The sequence below is a fragment of the Rhodospirillales bacterium genome, assembly GCA_016712595.1.
Taxonomy (GTDB): Bacteria; Pseudomonadota; Alphaproteobacteria; order Rhodospirillales; family Defluviicoccaceae; genus Defluviicoccus.
Map to the genome: position 1 here is coordinate 780564 of JADJQT010000002.1, position 21302 is coordinate 801865.

At 63.9% G+C, this 21302-nt stretch carries 19 protein-coding genes and 4 pseudogenes; 13 read left to right on the forward strand and 10 right to left on the reverse strand.

What is annotated here, in order from left to right; genetic code table 11:
- Nucleotides 1–9: 9 nt before the first annotated feature.
- From IPK66_15435 to IPK66_15445, 3 genes and pseudogenes are all read right to left on the reverse strand, one after another.
- Entirely contained in the window at nucleotides 10–1497 is a 1488-nt protein-coding gene (locus IPK66_15435; GenBank protein MBK8176602.1) for a glucosaminidase domain-containing protein, read from the reverse strand.
- A 68-nt stretch (nucleotides 1498–1565) separates the two neighbouring features.
- Nucleotides 1566–1796 carry a hypothetical protein gene (locus tag IPK66_15440; GenBank protein MBK8176603.1) on the reverse strand — a complete coding sequence of 77 codons (231 nt, stop codon included), beginning with the start codon at nucleotides 1794–1796 and terminating at the stop codon, nucleotides 1566–1568.
- Between the two features lie 274 nt (nucleotides 1797–2070).
- A pseudogene (locus IPK66_15445) lies at nucleotides 2071–2736 on the reverse strand (ATP-binding protein).
- Nucleotides 2737–2856: 120 nt separating this feature from the next.
- On the opposite strand from IPK66_15445, the pseudogene IPK66_15450 reads away from it, so the two are divergent.
- Nucleotides 2857–3471 (forward strand): annotated as a pseudogene (locus IPK66_15450) (IS6 family transposase).
- 271 nt (nucleotides 3472–3742) lie between these two features.
- Here IPK66_15450 and IPK66_15455 read toward each other — a convergent pair.
- A complete protein-coding gene (locus tag IPK66_15455; GenBank protein MBK8176604.1) occupies nucleotides 3743–5056 on the reverse strand; it encodes a glutamine synthetase in 1314 nt (437 codons plus the stop codon).
- A 242-nt stretch (nucleotides 5057–5298) separates the two neighbouring features.
- Between IPK66_15455 and IPK66_15460 the strand changes: the two genes are divergently transcribed.
- Nucleotides 5299–5730, forward strand: coding sequence for a hypothetical protein (locus tag IPK66_15460; protein MBK8176605.1), 432 nt, complete (start codon nucleotides 5299–5301; stop codon nucleotides 5728–5730).
- Nucleotides 5727–5876: a hypothetical protein gene (locus IPK66_15465; GenBank protein MBK8176606.1), complete on the forward strand. Its 150-nt coding sequence runs from the start codon at nucleotides 5727–5729 to the stop codon at nucleotides 5874–5876. Before IPK66_15460 ends, IPK66_15465 begins: the two co-directional genes overlap by 4 nt.
- On the opposite strand, the gene IPK66_15470 is transcribed toward IPK66_15465, so the two are convergent.
- Nucleotides 5864–6106, reverse strand: a complete 243-nt coding sequence (locus tag IPK66_15470) for a transposase (protein MBK8176607.1) — start codon at nucleotides 6104–6106, stop codon at nucleotides 5864–5866. The genes IPK66_15465 and IPK66_15470 overlap by 13 nt on opposite strands.
- A 94-nt stretch (nucleotides 6107–6200) precedes the next feature.
- A pseudogene (locus IPK66_15475) lies at nucleotides 6201–7067 on the reverse strand (IS110 family transposase).
- A gap of 300 nt (nucleotides 7068–7367) precedes the next feature.
- Here IPK66_15475 and IPK66_15480 point away from each other — a divergent pair.
- The 3 genes from IPK66_15480 to IPK66_15490 all read left to right on the forward strand — a co-directional run bounded on the left by IPK66_15480 (nucleotide 7368) and on the right by IPK66_15490 (nucleotide 9902).
- Nucleotides 7368–8387, forward strand: coding sequence for a DUF4157 domain-containing protein (locus tag IPK66_15480; protein ID MBK8176608.1), 1020 nt, complete (start codon nucleotides 7368–7370; stop codon nucleotides 8385–8387).
- Nucleotides 8294–9397, forward strand: coding sequence for an IS1595 family transposase (locus tag IPK66_15485; protein MBK8176609.1), 1104 nt, complete (start codon nucleotides 8294–8296; stop codon nucleotides 9395–9397). The genes IPK66_15480 and IPK66_15485 overlap by 94 nt, the downstream gene beginning before the upstream one ends.
- Before the next feature lie 328 nt (nucleotides 9398–9725).
- On the forward strand, nucleotides 9726–9902 hold the full coding sequence (locus IPK66_15490; GenBank protein ID MBK8176610.1) for a hypothetical protein: 177 nt from the start codon (nucleotides 9726–9728) through the stop codon (nucleotides 9900–9902).
- On the opposite strand, the gene IPK66_15495 is transcribed toward IPK66_15490, so the two are convergent.
- Nucleotides 9884–10915: a hypothetical protein gene (locus tag IPK66_15495; GenBank protein MBK8176611.1), complete on the reverse strand. Its 1032-nt coding sequence runs from the start codon at nucleotides 10913–10915 to the stop codon at nucleotides 9884–9886. The genes IPK66_15490 and IPK66_15495 overlap by 19 nt on opposite strands.
- A gap of 467 nt (nucleotides 10916–11382) precedes the next feature.
- On the opposite strand from IPK66_15495, the gene IPK66_15500 reads away from it, so the two are divergent.
- The 4 genes from IPK66_15500 (at nucleotide 11383) to IPK66_15515 (ending at nucleotide 13761) form a co-directional block, all read left to right on the forward strand.
- The gene (locus IPK66_15500; protein MBK8176612.1) at nucleotides 11383–12669 is read left to right on the forward strand and encodes an SBBP repeat-containing protein; all 1287 of its coding nucleotides are present in this window, start codon (nucleotides 11383–11385) and stop codon (nucleotides 12667–12669) included.
- 164 nt (nucleotides 12670–12833) lie between these two features.
- A complete protein-coding gene (locus IPK66_15505) occupies nucleotides 12834–13085 on the forward strand; it encodes a helix-turn-helix domain-containing protein (GenBank protein ID MBK8176613.1) in 252 nt (83 codons plus the stop codon).
- A complete protein-coding gene (locus IPK66_15510; protein ID MBK8176614.1) occupies nucleotides 13082–13270 on the forward strand; it encodes a hypothetical protein in 189 nt (62 codons plus the stop codon). Before IPK66_15505 ends, IPK66_15510 begins: the two co-directional genes overlap by 4 nt.
- An 83-nt stretch (nucleotides 13271–13353) precedes the next feature.
- The gene (locus IPK66_15515) at nucleotides 13354–13761 is read left to right on the forward strand and encodes a transposase (protein MBK8176615.1); all 408 of its coding nucleotides are present in this window, start codon (nucleotides 13354–13356) and stop codon (nucleotides 13759–13761) included.
- A gap of 37 nt (nucleotides 13762–13798) precedes the next feature.
- Here IPK66_15515 and IPK66_15520 read toward each other — a convergent pair whose 3' ends face one another.
- Entirely contained in the window at nucleotides 13799–15088 is a 1290-nt protein-coding gene (locus IPK66_15520; protein ID MBK8176616.1) for a hypothetical protein, read from the reverse strand.
- A gap of 245 nt (nucleotides 15089–15333) precedes the next feature.
- Nucleotides 15334–16770 (reverse strand): annotated as a pseudogene (locus IPK66_15525) (IS1182 family transposase).
- A 424-nt stretch (nucleotides 16771–17194) separates the two neighbouring features.
- Here IPK66_15525 and IPK66_15530 point away from each other — a divergent pair.
- Nucleotides 17195–17341, forward strand: coding sequence for a hypothetical protein (locus IPK66_15530; GenBank protein ID MBK8176617.1), 147 nt, complete (start codon nucleotides 17195–17197; stop codon nucleotides 17339–17341).
- Between the two features lie 55 nt (nucleotides 17342–17396).
- On the opposite strand, the gene IPK66_15535 is transcribed toward IPK66_15530, so the two are convergent.
- On the reverse strand, nucleotides 17397–17888 hold the full coding sequence (locus tag IPK66_15535) for a thermonuclease family protein (GenBank protein MBK8176618.1): 492 nt from the start codon (nucleotides 17886–17888) through the stop codon (nucleotides 17397–17399).
- Between the two features lie 135 nt (nucleotides 17889–18023).
- Between IPK66_15535 and IPK66_15540 the strand changes: the two genes are divergently transcribed.
- Nucleotides 18024–20240, forward strand: a complete 2217-nt coding sequence (locus tag IPK66_15540) for an ATP-dependent RecD-like DNA helicase (protein ID MBK8176619.1) — start codon at nucleotides 18024–18026, stop codon at nucleotides 20238–20240.
- A 398-nt stretch (nucleotides 20241–20638) separates the two neighbouring features.
- On the forward strand, nucleotides 20639–21292 hold the full coding sequence (locus tag IPK66_15545) for an SOS response-associated peptidase (GenBank protein MBK8176620.1): 654 nt from the start codon (nucleotides 20639–20641) through the stop codon (nucleotides 21290–21292).
- The last annotated feature ends 10 nt before the right edge of the window (nucleotides 21293–21302 follow it).

Sequence of the window (21302 nt, forward strand, 5' to 3'; positions counted from 1 at the left end):
TCCCTCATCTTACCGGTGTATGCAAGCATCGGGGTGGTAGTGCGCGAAGACCTGCGCGAGCAGCAGCATGTTGTGATCTCCCTGCAGAGCCTCGACAAATCGCGCGCGGACATAGTCGCGCCAGCGATCGTCACGAAGCTTCGGATCGAACGAGGCGGAGGGATCGAGGCACTTGACTTCGGCGATGTCGCCGCGCGCGACCCGAGCGTGCTCGCTGATCCAAAGCGGCGGCTGTTCCAGAGCGGCTTTGGTCTGCTCGGACGTCGGCGATGCCTCGCTGCCGTTTGTCCAACCGTCGACTCTCGCGGTCAGGCCATCGCGGAACGCGTAGCCTTTCATCAGCCTGGCATCCATGTCCTCGAAGACGATCCCTGCGATCGGGAACTGGGCGCTGGACTGCTGCAGGATGCCGGCGGGTCCGGTCTGCAGGAAGGCAATGCAGCCGGCTAAGTCGGCCCCGCCAGCCCACAGGCAGCTGTCGATGATCCATCGCGCCATCCGCGCCGGGGTCGGAAAGATCACGTCGGCCGTCGCTTTCTTTACGCCGCGGATCTTCGCCTTCGGGCTAGTGGACTCAACGTGGTAGAGGCAGCGCATTGGCCGTTCCGGTCCGGCCGGGATGACTTCGTATCCTGGCGCGGCAATCTCGCTGCAATCCTGGCGCATGTAGGGAGGACGCTTAGCAAGAAACTTGGTGAGTTCGGCCACTTTTCCTTGCGGCAGGGATGTGGGTGGCGGCCCGAGGCGCGAGTTCAGCCCGCCGACCGAGTCAGGCATGGCATTTTGGCCGGAAGTCTCTAAGGGAGGCGCCGGCGGTGTCACGGTGGGCGATGATCCTTGCGAGAGCTGGTAGAGGTCGAGCGTCGACGACACGGAGTCGCCAGGCGACTGGTAGTTGTTGGCAATTCTAACCACTCGGCCGACATAGCTGGGATCGGGGTTGTAGCCGCCCTGTTGGATGCGCTGGACCCAGTGCTGTACCGCCTCGGGGACCTGCGTGCCAGCCGCTCGTTCGCGCGCATAGGCGAAGGTCGCGCTCGCGTACTGCTTGTGGGTAGCCTCAGTCCCGAGTCGTCTACCGACATAGTCGAGTGCCGCTGCCCAGTTCGGGAAACGGCGGTAGTGATTACCCGGATCGGAGGCCGGCTGGCAGGTTAGGACATAACTGGCCGTATCGGTCTGCGGCGCCTTCCAGCCGAACAGGTTGTTGGCGAACTGCGCCGTACGAGTGAAACCATAGCCGCTCTCCAGCATCGACATTGCCGCGAGCCCGGCTGCCGGGACTCCATGATGCTGCTCGGCGAGTCGCGCGGGTCCGGCGATTTTCTCGAAGAAGGCGATGCGTTCCGCGGCGCTAGGATGACCTGGTTCCGGGTCATAGCAGCCCCAATTCGCGGCGTCCGGATTAGGGGCGCTCGACGCTGGAACCGTGTGGGACAGCAGGATCGCCATTACCAGCGCGGAGCCGTATCTGATCCGAATTTTTCTGACGGGCATCTCCTTGCCTCCTACCGTCAATGTGGTTTGCGAGAGCGGCATGTTGCCCGGGCCGTCCCGCAAGGGGTTCAGGGGATCTCAGACGCCGCGCTGCCGGTGCCGTTGATGAAGGCGTCGAGCTTTTTGCGCGCCTCTCGCCGGACTCGCGCTTTGAAGTATGGCGTCCAGCTGATCAGCGCGTACGGTAGGCCGAACGCCTGCCACGTCCAGGTGAAGATGCTGCCGCGATCGTGCTGCTTCGCTATCCTGCCGTTCTCGATCGTGAATGTCGATCGAATGACATAGTCAACGGGCCGCATGTCTTCTTCGAAGGTGTAGGCAACGCGATACCGGGCGGTGACGGTATTGCCGGTCGTGTCCCTTGGTGTGGTGTAGGAGCTGTGGGTAAGTAGCCGGCCGCGGCGACCTTCACGAGTCAGGCGGCGGGCGGCTACTTATCCACAGCGGTGGTCATCGCGGAATCTCCGGTAAATTTTTGGTCGCCAAACCGATCAACCGTACCGAGTGTCAACGCCGGTTGAATTTTCCCGAGAAGTGCCGGGCGAAAAATCCCTGGTTGGCGGGGATCGGTGATCAGCCGGTGTGTTGATCGAGGCTCCTGTTTTTCGGTGGCCGGCCGCGGCGGCGTGGTGCTGGCGCGGCCGGCGTGGTGATGGGCGTTGTGCGGCGCAAGTGCTCCGGAACGAGGTCGGCGTGCTGGCGGAGCCGGTAGCTCGATCCCTCGATCTGGATGACGATCGCGTGGTGGAGGAGTCGGTCGAGCAGCGCGGTGGCGACGACCGGATCGCCGAACACCTCGCCCCATTCGGCGAAGCCGCGGTTGGAGGTGAGGATCATCGCGCCCTTCTCGTGAGCTCCGCGTTGACCAACTGGAAGAACAGGTTGCCGCCGCCGGGGATGACCGGCAGGTAGCCGATCTCGTCGACGATGAGCAGCGCGGAGCGGGCGAGCCAGCGGATGCGCTCGCGCAGGCATCCCTCGCGCTCGGCCTTGGCGAGCGAGGCGATGATGTCGGCGAGCGTCGAGAAGTAGACGCTGCGGCCGGCCTTCACCGCCTCGACGCCGAGTGCCACCGCCAAGTGCGACTTGCCGGTGCCGGGCTGGCCGAGGACGTGGACGACCTCGTTGCGGTCGATGAACTCGAGCCCTCGCGAGGGTCAGGATGCGGCTACGGTCGAGCGACGGCTGGAAGGAGAAGTCGAAGCCAGCGAGCGTCTTGACCGCGGTGAGCCGGGCCATCACCAGCGCCGTCTTGATGCGCCGGCTCTCGCGCAGGGTGAGTTCCTCGGCGAGCAGGGCATCGATCGGCACTGTCACGGGAACGTTGGCCTGCGCCACCGCCGCGGGTAGCCTGCGGGGATGCAGCCTGTCTCGTACGCCCGTCACCAATTCCCGCCGAGCGTGATTCAGCACGCGGTGTGGCTCTATCTTCGTTTCCAGCTCAGTCTCAGGGACGTCGAAGATTTGTTGGCCGAACGCGGCCTGGACGTCAGCTACGAAACGATCCGTCGCTGGGTGATGAAGTTCGGTACGGCTTACGCGAAGCGGCTCAAGGCGGGACGCCCGAAACCGGTCGGACGGTGGCATCTCGACGAAATGTTCGTCTCGATTGGTGGTCGACCAATGTATCTGTGGCGCGCTGTGGATGCCGAAGGGGAAGTGCTGGACATCCTGGTCCAACGCCGCCGCAATAAGCATGCTGCGCTTAAACTTCTTCGCAAGCTGTTGAAAACGCAGGGAATGAGTCCCGACGCCATCGTGACGGACAAGCCGAGATCCTATGGGGCAGCACTTCGCGCGCTCGGCATGCAGCGACGACACGTAACTGGTGGCCGTTCGAACAATCGCGCCGAGAATTCACACCAGCCCGTGCGACGACGAGAGCGGGCGTGGCTGAGGTTCAAGAACCCGGGGTCAACCCAGCGCTTTCTGTCCGCTCACGCTGCCGTCTACAACACGTTCAACGTTCAACGTCCAACGCCATCTGATCTCGCGCCGAACCCTGCTATCTTCCGTGCCACCGCCTTTGCTCAATGGAGCATCGATACGAGCGTCGCGTGAACACACGCGAGCAGCTTTCCCCAGTTCGAGCGTCTCGTGAAGATGTGACAATGCCCTGCGCCACACTCACGGCGGAGCGACACGAAAGCGCGCTCTCCTTGTTCGCCGGCTACTGCCGTACCCTGACTACCAATGACGTGATTGGCGAGCTTCGACGAGCGCCGCACGCGGGGCGCCGAGTAGCTCAATAAGCCTCTCTGTAGCGACGGCAGCGCTCGTCGCGCTCCACGTCGACCATCAGGTTCAGCTCGCAGCGCTTGTGGGCGAGATAGGCTGCGTACAGGGCCGGGGAAAACCAAGTCCGCGTCGCTTGGTCGGCCGCAAAGGCGTCCAGAGCTTCGTCCAGCGACTGCGGTAGCCGATAAATGCACTGCCTGGCTCTCTCCTGCTCGTCGAGGAGCTGAGGGTCTGCCGTTGTGAGTGGGGGGGCGGGCATCCGATTCAGAATGCCGTCGAGGCCTGCGTAGACCAGCGCGCCCAGCGCGAGATAGGGGCTCGCGGTCGCATCGGCGGCGCGAAACTCGATGTTGAATTGCGGGGCGATCGGTGTGCCTTTCGATTCCAGGACCGGACAGATGCGCACGCAGGCCTCACGATCACGAAAGCCGGCATTTGTCCAAGCGGCGCTCCAGCGGTGCGGGAGGAGCCGCAGGTAGGAGATGACGCTGGGTGCGGTCACGGCACATATTGCCGCCGCATGATGCAGGATGCCGGCGACGAAGCGGCCGCCGGTCTCGCTCAGGCCGTGGGGAGCGTCGGCATCGTACATCACCGGTCGCCCGGACAGATCGACCAGACTCATGTGAACATGGACGCCGTTGCCGACGATGTCCGGTGTCACCGCGGGCGAAAAGCTGATCCGATGCCCGAGGACCCTCGCCGCGGCCCGGGCCAGCTCGCGAACGATCACAGCACGGTCGGCCGAGGTCACGCCCGCGGCGGGCGCGTAGGTCACTTCGTACTGGCGGGGACCGTACTCGGGCAGATAGGATTCGGGCTCGATGCCGGCCTTGTGCAGAGCACTGACAAAGACCTCGCCGAAGATGGAATGCCGGCGCATGGCATCGAGGCTGTACGCGGAGCCAAGCCGTTCGTCGGCACCCTCGTAATAGAATTCCTGCTCGAACGCGCTGACGAGACGCAGCCCGGCTTGCTGCTCAAGGGCGGCAAGCGCGTCTTTCAGAAACGTCCGCGGGCAACAGTCCCAAGGCCGACCGTCCGTATGCACCACGTCACCAAGGAAGAAGTGCTCGCGGGGATGTTCCTCGCCGAAGTCCACGTCGACTTGCGTCGCCGGATCGGGCAGCAGCAGAAGATCGCCGAACGGCCCCCACGGACTTTCGGCAATGGGTCCGAAGGCTGTCAGCATGATGTTGGTCGGTGTCCAGCCGATGCCTGTCCGCAGGCGTTTCGCCAACTGCGAGACCGGAAAGCCTTTGCCGCGCACCTGTCCGGCGATGTCGCAGTAACAGAACATGACGAGATGCTCGCGCCGCATCGCATCCTCCGCTCGGCTTCAACAGGGCGACTCACGTCATTCCCACCCAAGGGAAGGGTGGCGCACCCATCGGCACTTTACGCAGACCACGCTAACACTGCCAAGGCTGTCGCGCGGAGCCTTCGGTTCAATTCAATGTCCCGCGAGCAGCAGAGAGCGCGGTTCCATCCGCGTATCAAGCAACAATTTGCCAGACATCGGCTTCCGTCCGCGTCGCGAGAAGGATGCGGGCGAGAACGGTCATGCCACGATTTGTCACCGCAGCCACGAACCGCTCCATCGTCTTCGTCGGTCCATGGCTGCTCGGGCAGGTTGTCATTCCGTCGGGAGTCTTGGACGTTCGGATCTTCCGGGTCCGCCGGCTGCCTCGGCCTGCCATCGGGCCTGCCGTCGCCATCGCCGCTCGTTTCGAAGCTCAATCGTTCCGCGTGAAACACCTGCCCGCTGCTGTGGCGGCGCTATTGAAGGAGGCCACCATGCCCGACGACGAGCCGGCAGCGCCGTCGCAGATTCTGGCAGACGTCGAGGAGGACGACGCGACCGCGGTGCAGGTCGACCCCACCGTCGAGCCGCCCGCGGCGGAAGCCGAAGCCGATGCTGCGCCGCCACTGCGCGCCTCGGCTCCGACGGTCGCTGCCGAGGCGCGCAGGGACGCCCAGGCGCACACGAGGTGAGCGAACTGTGCGTGCTCGCCGGCTTCGCCGATCGCGCCGCCAGGTTCATCACCGCCGAAACGTCCGTCGAGCTGGTTCGCGAAGCCCTGCTGGAAGCGCGCCCTGATCTTCCCCCGGGAAAGTGGACACCGGGTTATGCGGCCTGAAGCTCGGCTTGCTCGGGGGTGCGGTAGCCGAGGGTGGAGTGGAGCCGCTGACGGTTGTCGTAGGTTTCGCTGTAGGCGAACAGGTCGCGGCGCGCCTCGTGGCGACTGGTGTAGCGGGTGTGGTGGACGAGTTCGGTTTTCAGGGTGTGGAACCAGCTCTCCATCGGCGCATTGTCCCAGCAGTTTCCCTTGCGGCTCATTGACGGCACGATCCCGTTCGCGCCCAGCACCGCACGGTAGTCGCCAGCGACATATTGACCGCCGCGGATGCCCTTCTGTTTGTCAAGTGGCGATCTGCGCCTGATTGATCTCCTGCCTTCTTTGGCGGTTGAGGCGATGGCGCGTTGTCTTGCCGGAAGAGGCTGGGACCGGGCTCACGCCGCAGAGTGCAGCGAAGCTTGCTTCGGACTGCAGGCGCTCGGAGTTGTCGCCGGCGGTGAGGAGGAGCTGCGCGGCGGACGCGTGACCGATGGAATTCCGTGTCACCAGGGCGGGAGCAAGCTCGTCGACGATGGCGGCGATCATGGCATCGAGGTCGGCGATCTCGTCGTGAAGTTCGAGATATCGGCGAGCGAGAGACTTGAGCGCGATCCGATAGGCAGTTGCCACATTGCGGTAGTCAGTCATGTCCGGGCGCCAGGCCGCCAGCGTTCTGATGAGTTGCATGCGGGTCAGCTTGCGCAGCGTGTCCCGCAGCTCGTCGGGCGCACAGACGACCGTGTTGTGGATCATCTGCAGCGCGACGCGCCGGGCGGCAACCGCCGTCTTCCGGCAGGCTTTGAGGACACGCAGGGACTCGATCATGCCGTCACGGGTCTTGGGGGTGACGGTGCGCTTGCCGGCGAAGGCGGCAAGGGCGGCATTCTGCGCATCAAGATCGTCGTTCTTGCCGCGCTTCCGACGATCCCCGCTGTCTGGTGTCGTGACCTCCAGGACCTCGACGCCGGTGTTCTGCAGGTAGCGAAGAAGTCCCGCGCCGTAGGTGCCTGTTGCCTCGACGCCGACCCGCCGAAGCTGGCCGAAAGAACGCATCCAGGCGAGCATCTGCTTGTAGCCGTGCCGGGTCGTTGGGAAGCACTGGCCGCCGAGAACCCGGCTATGTTCGTCGACGACGGCGGCGACATGGAGATCCTTGTGTGTCTCGACGCCGCCGACGACGAAGCCGTTGGTGGCGCTTTGCTCGACATGCATGGCAGAACTCCGGAGGGAGAATGTAATGGCGATTCCGCCAACACCGAATGCCTGGACAGGACAGTAACGCGACAGAACGTCAGGCCCTTCTCGGGTCACATGCATCGGCAAGGCGAACCTCGCCGCCAGGTGTTCCCGAGCGGCCGACAGATCCGGGGAAAGACACGGATGGCGGTCGATCGGAGTGCGGGTCAGGCCGCACCGAGGCACCTTGCGGCACCAGCCATCCTAAACGGTCGATCGCTGTGAGGGTCAGGCCGCCCAGGAACAGCTCGCCGGTGCACACGTACTGTCGGAGTGGTGGATCAATCCACGACCGGGCCGCTGCCGCTGGATCGCCATCGTCAGCGCGGCGATCGCCAGCTCCTGGCGGAGGTGATCGCGCATCGCCCGGCCCAGCCACAGGCGGCGGGCGGCGCCATCGCGGTCGATGCCGCGCTGCTGCGCACCTCGGGCCAGGCGGGCCGACCACTGCCGGAGACGGTGCAGCGGCAGATGGAGCAGGCGTTCGGCGCCGATTTTTCCGCGGTGCACGTGCACGAAGGCCCGCAGGCCGAAAGCATCTGCGCCATCGCCTTTACCGTCGGCACCGATATCTACTTCGCGCCCGGCCGCTTCCAGCCACAGACACCGGCCGGCCAGCAGCTCCTCGGCCACGAACTCGCCCACGTCCTGCAGCAGCGCGCCGGCCGCGTCCGCAACCCGCTGGGCTCCGGCCTTGCCGTCGTCCAGGACCACGCGCTTGAAGCCGAAGCCGACCGTCTCGGCCACCGCGCGGCCGCGCATCGGCTCATCGCGCAGCCGAAAATGGCGCGGGACGCGGCGCAACCGACGGTGCCGGTGACAGGACCCCGTGCGATCGGCACGGCTCCCCGCTATGTCCAGCGCAGCGCCGGGAGAGCGTCAACCATTCAGCGGGCTCCTTGCCCTTACTGTGGCGTTGAGGCGCAGGCGGGACCGAGCCCTCTGGGCGGTTGGTCGAATGGCCACGCATTCGCGTGTCCGCTCTATCAAAGAACATTTGAGACTCAAGGGGATAGAGCCGCTAATCAGAATAGGCCGCTTCGACAGCGATCATACTCATACCGAAATTTACGGACGACGCTCGTTGATTCGGGCAATGGTCTTTACGTTCCTCGCGTTTACAAACAAAACGCAGCAAAATCGTTGAACAAAGCTGCTTTCTGGCTGATTCTAGTGACGTTCGCGATAGTCGGGTGGTGGCGATGTCAGATTTGGTTCGATCGACGCTGGCTGGGATCAGGACGGTCGATGACATGGTGCGAGCGTTCAGCGACGAGGAGCGCTGCCGCCGCCTGATGGAAAGCATGATCTGGCCGACCGGGCGGGTCTGTCCGGCGTGTGGATACCGACGTTCGATCGCGCTCGCCGGGCGGGATATGGGGAATTGGCGGGCGAGACCCGGTCTCTACCAGTGCTCGAACGGCAGTTGCCGGTTCCAGTTCACGGTGACGACACGAACGCCGCTGCACTCTACCAAGCTGCCGCTCGCCACTTGGTTGAAGGCGCTGTGGCTGACCCTGCAATCCGATAAGGGGCTGTCGTCGGTGCGCCTGGCCGAGGCCCTCGGCGTGAGCCAACCCACGGCTTGGCGCATGGGGCACGCCCTGCGGCTGATGATGGCGCGCGAGACCCAGCTGGAGGGAACGGTCGAGATCGACGAATTTTATCTTGGCGGCCGTCCGCGCAAACAGCGGGACACACCGCCGGTCGGCCGTGGCCGGAAAGGCCAGAAGCGGACGACCAAGGCGTGCGTCCTCGCGGTGGTCGAACGACCGCGTGACGCGGAGATCGGGACGGTCGCGGGTGGCGCACGGGCCTCGGTGGTGGTCGACCTCTCTGCCGTCGAGACCGAACGAGTCCTCGAGAAGGAGATCGACGTGGCCGCGACCCATCTGATGAGCGATGCGTGGAGCACCTTTGCCGCCGTCGGCCAGAGCTTCGCAGCGCACGATACGGTTCAGCATGCCAAGCGCGAATATGCGCGCGGCACGGTCCATGCCAATTCCGTCGAGGGGTTCAATTCCCGCGTCCGCCGTACCGTCGCCGGCGTGTTCCATCATATCAGTCCGGAGCACGCCGACCTCTACTTCCACGAGATGGGCTTCCGGTGGTCACAGCGCGTCGTCGCGGGCCAGACCACCCGCCGGTCACCCCGTGGACGGGAGCACGTTCGAACCCTCTGGGACCGCATCCCGCCTGCTATGCAACTCGTTGCGGTCCTCAGAACCGCCGTCGGCCGCCAACTCCGCCGAACCCGCAACGGCAGCATCTCGATCAAATCGCCAATCGCTGCGTTTTGCTTATAAACGCGACGTTCCTCAAACAACCGTGCATCGCGTGCACCATCACGACAATATAAACAGTGGACAAGATCCCTTTACGCACGAAATAGCCTGGAATAGGCTTTAGACGTTTTCTGATCGATGCTGGACCGATCCAGTTGGCCAGCGCTTTGGTGCTGTCTGTCCCGAAAGCCCGCCGCGGGCGGGACCGCTTACCGATTCCAACGGGATCATCTGTGGTTACGGCTCCATCGGCATTCGTATGCCAAAGGGCTGGAATTCAGCTGACGTAGACCGCTGCTCATCCCCGCCGCCCGGGCGCGGCGCGCCTGTTCGTGCGTGGATTTCGGGCATGATATGTTGGATAGGCGATTGTCCGAATTGGCTGATCTGGCTTCTCTTCGCCGGCGTGCTCGTCGCCGTCACCTGGGACGGCACCGGCGAGGACGACCGGCGACGAAAGCGGGCACGGGCGGATCTCGCCGCTCGCACCCGCGGGTTCGTCCGACGCTACATCCAGACGTCGTAGTCAACGCCGCCGACAGTCACCTCGCCCACGTTGTGCAACGGCGCCTGCACGTCGGCGAGGAAAACGATGCCGCCGTTGCCGTCGTCGAAGCGGACGCCGGTATAGGTCTGCGAGTAGTAGTCGCCAAAGGACACGTTCAGTTCCCCCACGGACTGGGTCAGGGACAGCCCGTGTTCGATCAGCAGGCGATCGCTGCCTTGCGTGAAGTCGAGGACGACGTCGTGGCCGTCGCCCTGCCGATACGCAATCCGGTCGTTGCCCGAACCGGTGCTCAGAACGTCGCCGCCGGCCAGGGCCGGCCCGCTGTAGTAGTCCGTGAGCCAGTGGCCATCGTCAGCGCCGCCGGAAAGAAAGTCGTCGCCGCTGCCGCCTTGCATCGAGTCGCCGCCGTCCTGGCCCAGCAGCCGGTCGTCACCACTGTCACCTGACAGGGTGTCGCGGCCGTCGCCGCCCCGCAACACATCGTTGTCCGACCCGCCGGAAAGCCCATCGTTGCCGGTTCCGCCGTCGAGCGTGTCACGGTCCCGCCCGGACGACAGAGAGTCGTCACCGCTCCCACCCTGGAGGAGGTCGTTACCGCTGTCGTCCATGATATTATCGTTGCCGGAACCGCCGTTCAGGTGGTCGTCACCCCGCCCACCGTCCAACCGGTCGTCGCCGGAACCGCCGAACAGCGTGTCCGACTGGGCGCCGCCCGACATCCAGTCGTCACCGCTGCCGCCGACCGCACTGTCCCGGCCGTCGCCCCCCTCCATCGTGTCGTCGCCGGAATCACCAAACAGCCGGTCGTCGCCAGCGTCTCCCTCCAGCGTATCGCTGTTGTCCCCGCCGCGGAGCAAGTCGTTGCCAGTGCCGCCCCCGATGGAGTCTTCGTCACCGCCTCCAAACAGGCTGTCGTCGCCAACCGAACCGTAAAGGGTGTCGTCGCCGGCAAAGCCGCGAACGACATCGCCCGCGCCCGACCCCGCGGCGGCGAGCAAGTCGTCACCCGCCGTTCCAATCATCGTGCTCATCTGATCCCCCACACCGCGCCGGCGACTGGAAATGCCCCCGACGAGTCGGCTAATTATTAGCACAACCCGCCGCTCTTCTCAATCTGAGAGAGAGAGTCGCAGGCCGAAATGCGCGCAAAGAGACCATCATTGCCTGCCCCACCCGCCCCGTCGCTCGACGTTGCCTTGGCGAGATCCCGCGGGCGTCTCTGGAAGGGCACGGGCGAGGCCGCTCGCGGTTGCCCGTCGGTACCGGCTCCGCAAGACCACGGACCGTGACACGGAACATTGTCTCGACGGATCCATGATCACCAGCCATGGTAAATTGGGGATGAGACAGGGGTGACTCGCCGCGCGGGGATGCCCACGCAACCATCACATGCCGGACGGTCCTTCCTCCCGGTCTCGGCGCGAGCCGCGCGCACGCGATGCCGACTCACCGTGCCGGCAACGGGGCGATCGGACCCCAGGGGAGAGGAGCAGGAGAGATGAACAACAGACTGCGTATAATCCTCGCCGCCACCCTGCTGGCGACAACGGCAACCACGGCCGCGGCGAGCGAGCCGGAGTGGATCAAACAATTCGGTGGGACGCGCGCTGGTGATTTGGATTCTGCTACCGGGGTCGCAATCGGCGCGAACGGCCGGGTGCATGTGGTGGGCTGCACCTCGGGTGCGCTCGGCGGCGCGTATAAGGGCCGGGGAGACTCCTTCGTAATCACTTTTGAGCACGACGGGACTGAGCTGTGGCGGCGCCAGCCGGGCACGTCAGCGCAGGATTGCGCCTACGCCGTCGCCACCGACGTGGACGGCGGCGTCACCGTGGTGGGCTTTACCTCGGGCGCGCTCGGCGGCACCTTCAAAGGGGGCTACTCCGACGCCTTCGTGATCAAGTACGACCGCGACGGCCGCACTCTGTGGACGCGCCAGCCGGGCACAACCGCCCTCGACATTGCCAATGGCGTGGCCACCGACTCGGACGGCAACATATTCGTGGTGGGCGAAACTGATGGTGCGCTCGGCGGCACGAACAAGGGTCACTCGGACGCCTTCGTGATCAAGTACGACCGCGACGGCCACACCCTATGGAAACGCCGGCCGGGCACGACCGCCCTCGACATTGCCACCGCCGTCGCCACCGACACTAACGGCAACGTCACCGTGGCGGGCTACACCTACAGCGCGCTCGGCGGCACCTTCAAAGGGGGCTACTCCGACGCCTTCGTGATCAAGTACGACCGCGACGGCCGCACCCTATGGACGCGCCAACCGGGCACGACCGCAATGGATCGTGCCAACGGTGTCGCCACCGATCCCGACGGCAATATCTACGTGGTGGGCGAAACCTGGGGTGCGCTGGGCGGCACCTTCAAAGGGGGCTACTCCGACGCCTTCGTGATCAAGTACGACCGCGATGGCCGCACCCTGTGGACGCGCCAGCCGGGCTCACCTGAGCGAGATTGGGCCAGCGGCGTTGCTACCGACGCCGCTGGCAACGTCCACGTAGTTGGCACAACGACCGGCTTGCTCGGCGGCCCCAAAAAGGGCGACTTCGGCGACTTTGATGCCTTCATCATCAAGTACGATCGTGACGGCCGCAACGTCTGGAGGGACCAGGCGGGCTCCGATCGTTCTGACTATCCTCAAGGCGTCGCCGTCGACGCTGACGGCGACGTCTACGTGGCGGGCGGGACCAATGGGTCGCTGTCGGGCAACGCCAATACCACCAACACTGACGCCTTCCTGATCAAGTACGGGCCCAATGGGCCGCAATAGCGGCCGGGCCATGAATGGGTGCGCACCGCTGCGCGGGATGCACCCAAGAGGGCACGCGATTTCCGCCGGCGCGATGCCCTGATAGCCCAAACTAAGCAGGATTCCCTTGGGCGATCCACATATGGCAGGCTCTGGTGGAGGGATCACTGGATTTTGGTGTTGTCATGGCGGGTCGTCCTCGGGTAGTGGCGACGGCGGAGCAGTGCGAGGAGTTGCGTGCGCTGGCCGGTTCGCCGGATCGGGCGGAAGCGGATCGGGCGCGGTCGATTTTGTTGTCGCTGCAGGGTTGGTCGAGCGCTCGGATTGCCGAAGCGTTTTCGGTCGAGCCGAACAGCGTGCGCCATTGGCGCTGGACGTTCGGTCGCGAGGGGTGGCGGGCCTGCGCGCCCGCAAGGCACCGGGGCCGGAGCCGGTGAAGGCGCGGGCGGCGCTGGCGGTGGTCTCGGCAGTGCTGACGGACGAGGTTGCCGATCGGCGGAACTGGACGCTGCCGCGGTTGCAGAACGAGATCGAGCGGCGCACCGGCGAGCGGATTTCCAAGTCGCGGCTGAGCGTGGTGATGCGCAAAAAGGGGGCTTTCGGCGACCCCGGCACACGCTGAAGGGGCGGCAGGACGCCCAGGCCGTCGATCGCTCCGGCCTGCGGCTTCGTCTGCTGAAGCAGCAGGCCCAGGCCGGCGACATCGTGCTGCTGTTCGAAGACGAGTCCGAGGCGCTCACCCATCCTTATCTCGCGCATGTGTGGGCTGGGCGCGGCGCCGACCTGCGCGTCGCAGCGCCCGGCCAGGCGCGCAAGGTGGCGATGATCGGCGCGCTCGACTTCGCGGCCGGCACGCTGGTCGTCGAGACCAGCCGGAGCAAGCGAAGCAGCGATTTCATCGCTCTGCTGACGCGGCTCGACGAGCTCCATGGCCCGCGCCCCGGCCGACCGACGAAGCCGGTCGTGCTCGTCATCGACAACGGTCCCATTCATACCAGCAAGGCGTCGCGTGCCGCCCTCGCCGCGCGGCCATGGCTGTGCGTCGAATGGCTGCCGAGGTACGCCCCCGAGTTGAACGACATCGAACATGCTTGGCGTGACTGCCGTCACTGACCTCAACAACGAACGCCAATCCAAAACGTGTGCAAACCTACGAATCGCTGCTTAGTCCATGTACCACAACGTCGTATCCAAGCCACCGCAAGACTCGCTCGGTGCGGGAGTTGCAGATCGGCGTGCCATCGTTACTGAGCCACGCGTACAGCTCCTGCACCCCGGACCGACTGAGGTTGTCTAGCTTGTACGCGGGGTCGAATATGCAGTCGTGCATTCTCTGAAATCTACCAAGTCGCACGTCGGTGAGATGCCGGAGCATGGCCCGAACCCGCTCTTTGGAGTTAATAAGGAAAGCCCTCCGAAAAGCCGGCTCTCCGCCGCGAAAGTAGCGCACCCTCGCATGAACTGAATTAACGTTCAACAGTACTGAAAAAAATTCGTCAACTGTTATCTCATCAATTAGGTCCGTCAAAAGGCCATTTCGAATATTTGTGTATTGCGACTGGGCAAGTGAAAGGTGTTTTTCAAACTGTGTTGGCTGTTTCCACTCATCAACAAGGGATGATACGCGCGCTTCGATCTCGTCCGCCTGCCGCTTGGCGGGGGGCATGGCATCCTCAGTCAAATGATTTTCCCGCACGTAACTCATAAAGGCCTGTACTTCGATGTCCAGTGGTATCGCATCACCGTCTGCTAATCTATTTCCAATCGCCCTTTCATAGAAACTGCTGACTTCATTGAACCCGTGTTCGAATGTTTGAAACGTTTTTTCATAGTCACTCCAGTCCATTGCTGCCTTGCTCTTGGCGCCGCTCGCTCGAATACCCTGCGCGTGAACGGCACCAAGCTGCTTCTCGATCTCCGCCGATAGGCGCAACTCCGAATCTGTCATGAGCCCCCTACCCAAGATTCCGGTGAAGATGGAGAGCTTACTGGAATCAAAGGGTGCCGCTTGCCTCCAATAAATCTCGAATATCTCCACAACACGGTTGAATGCGTCTTCATAAACTGAAGAGATCAGAACATTTACCTCCCGATTTGCCTGGAGGCCGCCGTCAGTTATATTTGAAGAGCCCACTATCGCGCTTTTATCTCCAAAAATATACAGCTTCGCATGGAATTTTTGATCCGTAAAATATCGAATCTGGATACGATTATCTTGCAATACAGCAGCGAGAGCAACTGGGCTCGTGGCAGAGTTGAGACAAATCAGCAGGCGAATTTGCAGTGTTGCGTTGATTTCTCGGATTTCCTGGAACAATTTATCGTATGTGAAGAATGGGGACGCAAAATGGGCCATAGAGATCCCATGTACTTCCTTGTATATTTCGCCAGATAGGAATGCTCTTCTCGTGTTGTCTATAATCTTGATGGCATTGTCCATAGTATTCTCACGCACTATCTAGCCGGATAGGGGGGGCCTACACGTCCGCACGGCCCTCGTGCCCGCGCATGGGTCGATCTTCTGCAGTCGCTTTAAGGACTATAGCGTGAAACTTCGCAAGAAAGCATGAAACGACGCTGCTGGGAGTGGCTGTGTGAAAACGCCCGTGCGTCCGACCGTGGCGCCGAGCGTCGACCTGTTACTCCGTCGGTCAGTGGCTTGTTGGGGGAATCGAGACGAGGGCTTCACGCCCCGATGGCAGCGATGAGCGGCTTTACGCCGATGATGGCGATCATGCGCTTCAGGTTGTAGGCGAGAACACCGAGGCTCATCTCCGTTCTCACCTTTTCGAGACCCTTGGTTAGGAAGGGCGTATGGCCCATCCACGCCTTGAGCGTGCCGAAGGGGTGCTCGACGGTCCGTCTGCGGATGGTCATGGCGTCGGGGGCGCGATCCAGACGATCGAGCATGGCATCGATGACTTCTTCATGTTCCCAGCGTCTCACCACGCGTTCCTTGGCCGGCGTGCACTTGGTTTTCAGAGCGCAGTCACCGCACGTTGTCGTCCAATATGCGTGGAGCGTGCGGCCCTCCGCGACAGTCGTGCAGCGATAGGTGAGCGTCTCGCCCGCCGGGCAGCGATAGGTGTTCTCGGCAGTATCGTATACGAAGTCATCCTTGCCGAAGCGGCCGGCTGCCTTGGCTCCCGAGGTGCAGGGTTTGGGCACGTAAGGGCTGACGTCGATGGCCTCGCAGGCCAGGATTTCCTCGCCGCTGAAATACCCCCGATCGGCGAGGACATCGATCGCCTCGGCGCCCATCGCCGCCTTGGCCTGGCCCGCCATGGGCGACAGCAGCGTTCTGTCGACGACGGTATTGGTGACCTCGTGAGCGACGACGAGGTGATGCTCGGTGTCCACCGCGATCTGCACATTGTAGCCGACGACGCCTGAACCGCGCATGCTGGTCGCCATCGCCCGCGCGTCCGGATCGGTCAGCGATATCTGCTGGTCCGGCGTCGCGAGAACCTTCGCTTCCGTTTCCTTCAGCTGCTCGAGCTTCGCCTACATGGCGGCAACCTTTTCCTTCAGGCGCTCCGCCTTGGCCTCGGCGACGTCGCCGTCCTGCAGGTCAGCGGCGTCCAGCGATTGAAGGTAGCGCTCGATGCTCTGTTCGACCTGGCCGATGCGGCGCTTGAGTTTGCCCTTGGTGAAGTTTCGGTCGCGGGCGTTGACCGCCTTGAACTTGGCGCCGTCGATGGCGGCCACGGCGCGGGCGAAGAGCCCCAGATCACGGCAGAGACCGATGAACCGGGCGCAGGCCGCGCGGATCGCCGGGCCATTGTCCTTCCGGAAGTCGGCGATCGTCTTGAAGTCTGGCGCCAGCCGGCCGGTCAACCACATCAGCTCGAGGTTGCGCCTCGCCTCGCGCTCCAGCCGGCGGCTCGACTGAATCCGGTTGAGGTAACCGTAGAGATAGATTTTGAGCAGCGTCGCCGGATGATATGCGGGACGGCCCGTCGCCGCCGGGCTCGCGCGGTGAAAGCGCAAAGCTGCCAGGTCGAGTTCGTCGACATAAGCCTCAATCACCCGGACAGGATTTTCCTCGCAAACGTAATCCTCAATGCAACTCGGAAGCAGCCACTGCTGCCGCCGGTCCTCACCTTCAACGAAGCGGCTCATGCGCATCCCCGGCTAACCCCCAGGGAATCATAGCGCAACGCACGTTTCCACACAGCCTCGGGATTTAGCCGCCGTTCATGCTGGCTTTCGTCGCTTGCGCGAGCTCAGCGGCGTAGCCGGATCGTCAGCCCCGCCGCCTTCATTGACCGTAGTATCGTGTCGCCAACAGCTTCGGCCTGCGCCGGCGAGAGGTACCAAAGTTGCAGTCGGATTGCGTCAGCGATGATACGCACAAGGTCGTCTCGGATCCGTGGCGGGGGAGAGCCCGCGCTGGGCATTCCCCACGGTAGCTCGGATGGAACAAATCGTGAACATTGGGGATTAAACGATCATGCGCCGGCCGCGCTTCAACCGGCCGACCGCGCGCCCTCGCTCGCTGCAAACGTTACTTTAACCGATGCTCGCTATCTTGGGACGCATGAGAATGTTCTTCGTCCGCCTCGTAGCTCGCTTCCGCCGTCCCGCGTCCAAGGCTGCGGCTCCGGAGATGCTCAGCATGGCCGAGTATGTTCAGCTCGACATGGACAACCCTGGATACCAGTCGAGCTACCCGGAGAGCTTCTTTCCGTAAGTGAGACGCGAGCCCGGCTGAACGGCAGCCGGGCACCCGGTGCTGGCTGACCCGGTCATGGTCGTGTTGCTCCGCCGCGGGGGTGCTCTTTCCGCCATTCCCAAGGCGGCTCAAAGGCGCCACGCCAGATGCCGCGACCGGCCACCCGGGCCTCATCCTCGGCGTCGACGTAGTCGAGGGAATACTTGCGGTAGGCAAGCGCCCAGCCCTGGAAGGTCATCCAGCGGTTGATGTCCTCGCCGCCGACGAAGCAGACCGCAACTGTGCGACCATACCGGTCGACGTCCTTCGCCGCACAGCGAACCGTTTTCTCGCCGAGCTTGTCGGCCAACGCGAGTGCGGCCTGCTGGCCGCAGCGGTACCGCTGACCATCCAGGTCGCAGAGCTGCGAACTCTCCGGCGTATCGATGCCGTATAAGCGGATCCGCTCGCCGCGGATTTCGATGGTATCGCCATCGATCACCGAGCCCCTGCCAGCGATTTCCGCCACGGCTTCATGGGCAGAGATGACAAACAGCACGACGAGGAGGAAAATCAGGCGGCGCATCGTCAACGGTCCAATCGTTTCGAGAAATGGTAGCCGACCCGAATGCTTACCTGCACCGCCCTGGTCATGATACGGCATCGCTGCAACAGGGAGCCTGTCGTCATGCCGCCGAACTCCCCGGTCTGATCAGCAGTAGTGGAACATTCTCGCGCTGGTGGATCACCCGGAGCAACCGAACGCGAGAACCTCGCAGGCCTCGTCGAGCGTGTCACCTTCCACAACGAGGACAGCGGCTTCAGCGTGCTGCGCGTCAAGGCGCGCGGCCATCGCGATCTGATCACCGTCATCGGCCACGCTGCGACCATCGGCGCCGGCGAGTTCGTGCAGGCGAGCGGGCGGTGGGTCAACGACCGCACGCACGGTGTACAGTTCCGCGCCGATTTCCTCCGTTCGGCGCCGCCGACTACGGCCGAGGGCATCGAGAAGTACCTCGCCTCCGGCATGATCAAGGGCATCGGCCCGATCTACGCCAAGAAACTGGCCCGGGCGTTCGGCGAGGCGGTGTTCGATGTCATCGAGCAGGAGCCCGAGCGCCTGCAGGAGGTCGACGGCATCGGCCCGAAGCGCGCCAAGAGCATCGTCGCCGCCTGGGCGGATCAGAAGGCGATCCGCGAGATCATGATCTTTTTGCACGCGAACGGTGTCAGCACCGCCCGAGCGGTGCGCATTTTCAAGACCTACGGTGCCGACGCGATTCGCGTCATTTCCGAGAACCCGTACCGGCTCGCTCGTGACATCCGCGGCATCGGGTTCAAGAGCGCGGATCTCATCGCCGAGAAGCTCGGCATCGAGAAGACGGCGATGATCCGCGCCCGTGCCGGTGTCAGCTACGCCCTGACCGAGGCGATGGATGATGGGCACTGCGGGCTGCCGACTGAGCAGTTGCTGACGATGGCCGCTACGCTGCTCGAGGTGCCAGCCACGATCATCGAGGGCGCGCTCGATCTGGAGCTTAATGAGGGTGAGGTCGTCGCCGATACCGTCGACGAGAGGCCCTGCATCTTTCTCGCCGGGCTGCATCGAGCCGAGCGAGCCATAGCCGGTCGCCTGGGAACGCTCGCGTCCGGTTCTCTGCCGTGGCCGACGATCGATGCCGACAAAGCCATTCCGTGGGTCGAGAGCAAAGCGACCATCGCCCTCGCCGAGAGCCAGCGCGAGGCGGTGCGGCTGGCACTACGGTCGAAAGTCCTCGTCATCACCGGCGGTCCCGGCGTCGGCAAGACGACGCTGGTCAACTCGATCCTGAAAATCCTGATGGCCAAGGCCGTCGACGTCGCGCTGGCCGCGCCGACCGGCCGGGCGGCGAAGCGGCTGTCGGACAGCACAGGCTGCGAGGCGAAGACGATCCATCGGCTCCTGGAAGCCGACCCCGTGCACGGCGGCTTTCGGCGCAAGGAGGATCACGCGCTGGAATGCGACCTGCTCGTCGTCGACGAGACCTCGATGATCGATGTCCCGCTGATGCACGCTCTGCTGAAAGCGGTGCCTGACCATGCGTCGTTGATCCTGGTCGGCGACGTCGACCAGCTGCCGTCCGTGGGCCCCGGCCAAGTGCTCGCCGACATCATCGCCTCTGGTGCCGTGCCGGTGGTGCGGCTGACGGAGGTGTTCCGCCAGGCGGCCGCGAGCCGGATCATCGTCAACGCCCATCGCATCAACCAGGGCCTGATGCCGGAGTGGGCGCAGGACCCGGCCAGCGACTTCCATTTCGTCGAATGCGCTGACGCCGAGGACGGCGCCGCCAAGATGCTGCAGATCGTCCGCGAGCGCATTCCGGCGCGCTACGGACTCGATCCCATCCGCGACATCCAGGTGCTATGCCCGATGAACCGCGGTGGCCTCGGTGCCAGGTCGCTCAATCTCGATCTGCAACAGGCACTGAATCCGCCGGGCGAACTGCGCGTCGAGCGCTTCGGCTCGACCTACGGCGTTGGCGACAAGGTGATGCAGGTCGAGAACGACTACGACAAGGAGGTCTACAACGGCGACCTCGGGGTCGTCCGGAGCATCGATCCCGAGACGTCGGAGATGGTGATCGAGTTCGACGGGCGGCCGGTGACGTACGGCTTCGGCGAGCTCGACGAGGTGGTTCTGGCGTACGCGACGACCATTCACAAGTCGCAGGGCTCCGAGTATCCGGCCGTGGTCATTCCGCTGACGACGCAGCATTACCCCATGCTGCAGCGGAACCTGCTCTACACCGCGGTCACCCGCGGCAAGCGGCTCGTCGTCATCGTAGGCCAGAAGAAAGCTATGGCGATCGCGGTGAAGGGGAAGCAGACAGGGCGGAGGTGGTCGAAGCTGAGAGAGTGGCTGAACTCAAGCCAACCTTGTGCCCATCGGACTGCCTAAACGCGCGGACCGCCGGCAGCAGGCGTCCCGCCGCCGGGTCAGCCGCACCTGCAACGCTTCGGCGAGGGCGATCATCCGCGCTGCCGCCCGCCCGTCCTCTCCCGTTGCGCCGCAACCGCAGCTTCCTTCGGCGACAGATCCTCCCGATGTCGACTGCTCATCCCATTGCCTTCTCCACATTTGGTAGAGAGCCAGGCAATGCGCTCGCCGGAATCCCCCGCAAGCCGGCAATCGGTAAATTTGGCATAAAACATTCTTGCTTGGTGACTTCGGCATTGTCTACGCGAAGCGCCGAATATAGCTGCTCCAAAGCCACTCCAGATGCGGCCATCCCCTCCGTTCGGTTTTCAGGAAAGCCGTCAATCCGTAAGCTGACTTTCAGGAGATCAGACCGGCCGATGTGCAACCTCTATTCGTTGACCAAGGGTCAGGACGCAATCCGCGCCTTCACCAAGGCCATGACCGACACGACGGGCAACATGCCGTCGCTACCGGGAATATTCCCCGACCAGCTCGCCCCGGTCGTCCACACCAGGAAGGACGGCAAGCGTGAGCTTTCGATGATCCGCTGGGGCTTGCCGCCGCCGCCCAATCTCGGCAATCGGCCGGTCACCAACATCCGCAACCTGAAGAGCTCCTACTGGCGCGGCTGGCTCAAACCCGAATGGCGCTGCCTCGTGCCGGCGACGGCTTTTTGCGAATACACCGACAGCCAGCCCAAGGTGCCGCACTGGTTCGCCCTGAACGAAGACCGCCCGCTCTATGCCTTTGCGGGAATCTGGCGGCCCTGGACGGGGGAGCGAAAGAAGGAGTGGGGCGAGCACCGCCTGTTCGCCTTCCTGACCTGCGACGCCAATGACGTCGTCCGTCCGATCCACGCCAAGGCCATGCCGGTAATGCTGACGACACCCGAAAGCTGCGACGCCTGGCTGACCGGAACGGTCGAAGAGGCGGTTGCAATGCAGAAGCCGCTGCCGGCCGAGCAGCTTTGCATCGTGGCCACGGGCGAGCGCAAGGATGAGGGTGCACCAGCTAAGATGGCCGCCAGCTGATCGCCGCCCT

Bases quoted from the DNA above. Each gene is read 5' to 3' on its own strand.
- IPK66_15485 (MBK8176609.1), top strand. From the start codon at position 8,294: ATGTCAGATTTGGTTCGATCGACGCTGGCTGGGATCAGGACGGTCGAT.
- IPK66_15440 (MBK8176603.1), bottom strand. From the start codon at position 1,796: ATGCGGCCCGTTGACTATGTCATTCGATCGACATTCACGATCGAGAAC.
- IPK66_15500 (MBK8176612.1), top strand. From the start codon at position 11,383: ATGAACAACAGACTGCGTATAATCCTCGCCGCCACCCTGCTGGCGACA.
- IPK66_15495 (MBK8176611.1), bottom strand. From the start codon at position 10,915: ATGAGCACGATGATTGGAACGGCGGGTGACGACTTGCTCGCCGCCGCG.
- IPK66_15490 (MBK8176610.1), top strand. From the start codon at position 9,726: ATGATATGTTGGATAGGCGATTGTCCGAATTGGCTGATCTGGCTTCTC.
- IPK66_15505 (MBK8176613.1), top strand. From the start codon at position 12,834: ATGGCGGGTCGTCCTCGGGTAGTGGCGACGGCGGAGCAGTGCGAGGAG.
- IPK66_15530 (MBK8176617.1), top strand. From the start codon at position 17,195: ATGTTCTTCGTCCGCCTCGTAGCTCGCTTCCGCCGTCCCGCGTCCAAG.
- IPK66_15435 (MBK8176602.1), bottom strand. From the start codon at position 1,497: ATGCCCGTCAGAAAAATTCGGATCAGATACGGCTCCGCGCTGGTAATG.
- IPK66_15535 (MBK8176618.1), bottom strand. From the start codon at position 17,888: ATGCGCCGCCTGATTTTCCTCCTCGTCGTGCTGTTTGTCATCTCTGCC.
- IPK66_15460 (MBK8176605.1), top strand. From the start codon at position 5,299: ATGCCACGATTTGTCACCGCAGCCACGAACCGCTCCATCGTCTTCGTC.
- IPK66_15455 (MBK8176604.1), bottom strand. From the start codon at position 5,056: ATGCGGCGCGAGCATCTCGTCATGTTCTGTTACTGCGACATCGCCGGA.
- IPK66_15545 (MBK8176620.1), top strand. From the start codon at position 20,639: ATGTGCAACCTCTATTCGTTGACCAAGGGTCAGGACGCAATCCGCGCC.
- IPK66_15520 (MBK8176616.1), bottom strand. From the start codon at position 15,088: ATGGACAATGCCATCAAGATTATAGACAACACGAGAAGAGCATTCCTA.